We start from the raw sequence: 2,930 nt of genomic DNA on the forward strand, positions 1-2,930 counted from the left end.
ATTCCTGGAACAGGCCCTGGAGATTGTCGAAAAAAACATGGATAACGTCGGGTTTTCAGTGGAGGATTTCAGTCGTTGCATGTATATGAACCGTGCGACTTTATATAGAAAAATAATGTCACTAACCGGCCAGGCGCCAGCAGATTTTATTCGTTTAATCCGGCTGAAAAGGGGCGCACAGTTGCTGGCGAAAAGTGGCAGGTCGATCGCCGAAATTGCATACGAAGTAGGTTTCAAGGACCCTAAATACTTCTCGAAGGCTTTTAAAGAAGAATTCAAAATGCTGCCTTCGCAATATGTTGCCAATAAAAAGGAAAACGACGTTTAAGGTCTCTTAGGTAGAACAAAGGGCTTATGACATTAACAATATACTGGTTGCATTTTTAAAATTACCGGATGCACGAAAATGAGCTGCCATATCTGCATTAAGCGTTATTGCTAATTTCCCCTTTTAAAAAAAGCGGCTAAACAAAAAGGCACATACCCCTGAATGCTTTTTGCTTCTTCCAGCCTATACTGAAAATCACTTATTTGCAACGTGCATACTCCTATCTGCACCCTCTGTCCTCCTGACTCAAGCCTATCAAATGTAGTTTTACAGTATTCTTTTAGACCAAAGATTGCTGTATGAAAAGACCCCTGCTACTGCTTAGCTGCTTCTGTGTATTTGCTTTTACTGACTTATTGGCAGCACCTCCCTCTTACATTCAAACAAAGGACGGTGTTATTGTTTTTACCGACCCGATTTTTACAGGCACCTCCAATGCTGTTAAACTCGAAGTGGTATCAGATAATATTATAAGAATAACTGCGGCCCCAGGTAAAGAAATAGCTGCTACTCAAAGCCTTGTTACAGTTTACACCAAAAGACCTGATCTTTTCTGGAATGTCATTCCCACTAAAGATAGCCTCACGCTCAAAACAAAAAAACTCACTGCCGTTGTTGACCTGAAAACAGGGGCCGTTACTTTCTGCGATAATAAGGGTAGAAAAATACTGGCTGAAAAGCAGCCATTGGGCAGCCGCTTTCAGCCTGCAGTATTTGAAGGCAAACCGTATTACGCACTTACCCAAACATTTCAATCAACAGCCGGTGACGCATGGTATGGCCTGGGACAACACCAGGACGGTATCCTGAACTACAGAGGCCAGCAGGCAACTTTCTTCCAGAACAATACCGAGGTGGCGATCCCATTCCTTGTATCAGGTAATAACTATGGAATACTCTGGGACAATTATTCGCTTACAAAAGCAGGGGACGTTCGGCCGCTTCATCCGCTTTCTGCACTGCAGCTTTTTTCAAAAAAGGGCGAGCCGGGATGGTTGACTGCTTCTTATGCCAATGATAAGCAAAAACCACAGGAAACAATTACTGAAAGGGCGGAAGAAACGATCGATATGGAGTTTGAGGGAGATTCAAAGGTCCGGCTTCCCGCAGCGTTTACGCCAGCCAAAGGCCTGGTTACCTGGGAAGGAATCCTTGCCAGCACCTTTTCGGGGCTTCATCAGTTCCGCTTCACATTTGGCGGTTCATTGAAAGTATGGTTGGATGGAAAGCTCGTGCTGGATCACTGGCGTAAGGCATGGAACCCGGCACCTGCTTTGATCCCTTTCCATTTCAATAAAGGGGAAAAAATACCTGTCAAAATTGAATGGACACCCGAGGGCGGTGAGTCCTATCTTTCATTAAAATGGCAGCAGCCATTAAGCGCAGCGGAGCAAAACTGTTTCAGCTTTTCTTCTGAAGCCGGTCAGCAGATTGATTATTATTTCATCTATGGTAATAATACAGATGAGGTGATCTCCGGTTACCGGCACCTTACCGGCAAGGCGCCTATTGTACCAAAATGGGCACTGGGTTTCTGGCAAAGTCGCGAGAGATACAAAACACAGGATGAAATACTGGCTACGGTCAAAGAATTCCGCAATAGAAAGATCCCCCTTGATAATATCGTTTTAGACTGGAGCTACTGGCGCCAGGCCGAATGGGGCAGCCAGGAGTTTGACGAAACCCGGTTTCCTTCTCCCGACAGTATGATCGATGTGTTGCATAAAAAATATAACACACAGATCATGATCTCTGTGTGGCCGAAATTTTATGAAGGCATACCGGCCTATAATGAGTTTGAGAAAAACGGGTGGCTTTACAAAAGGAATATAGCCGACCGGCAAAAGGACTGGATAGGCGAAGGATATGTATCTACTTTCTATGATGCCTTCAACGAAAAAGCAAGAAAAGGTTTCTGGGATCTCATCAACAAAAAAATATACAACAAGGGAATAGACGCGTGGTGGATGGACGCCAGCGAGCCGGATATACTTTCCAATGTGGATCCCCAAAAAAGAAAGTTGCAGATGACCCCTACCGCATTGGGTAGTGCAGCAGAATTCCTGAATGCATATCCCCTGCAAAATGCAAAAGGAATTTATGAAGGTCAGCGTTCAACCGATCCCGATAAAAGAGTGTTTTTGCTCACGCGTTCCGGTTTTGCCGGGTCACAACGTTATGCCGCAGCGATCTGGAGCGGGGATATCGGCTCTACCTGGCGGGATATGAAAACACAGATTACTGCCGGTATCAATTTTTCCCTGTCCGGATTGCCATACTGGACGATGGATATCGGCGGATTTGTGGTGCCTGAAAAATTTGAAAAACCCGAAAATGAAAACTTAGCGGAATGGAGGGAATTGAATACACGCTGGTATCAGTTTGGTGCATTTGTTCCCTTGTTCCGTTCACATGGGCAGTTTCCTTACCGCGAGATCTTCAACATGGCGGAAGAAACACATCCTGCTTATCAAAGTTTTCTCTATTACGATAAACTGCGTTACCGGTTAATGCCTTATATCTATTCACTGGCCGGTGCGGCTTATCATAATGATTATACCATTATGCGGGGTTTGGTGATGGACTTTGCTGCAGATACCGC

The 2,930-nt window shown here is 44.9% G+C and carries 2 protein-coding genes; both read left to right on the plus strand.

Annotated features, from left to right (window positions below; translation table 11 throughout):
* Nucleotides 1-328 (plus strand): helix-turn-helix domain-containing protein (locus ACJ751_RS07400; protein WP_407744784.1); only part of this gene is annotated, 328 nt, incomplete at its 5' end.
* Between the two features lie 299 nt (nt 329-627).
* Nucleotides 628-2,930 (plus strand): TIM-barrel domain-containing protein (locus tag ACJ751_RS07405; protein WP_407744785.1); only part of this gene is annotated, 2,303 nt, incomplete at its 3' end.

The sequence above is a fragment of the Niastella sp. genome, from assembly GCF_045805085.1.
GTDB lineage: Bacteria > Bacteroidota > Bacteroidia > Chitinophagales > Chitinophagaceae > Niastella.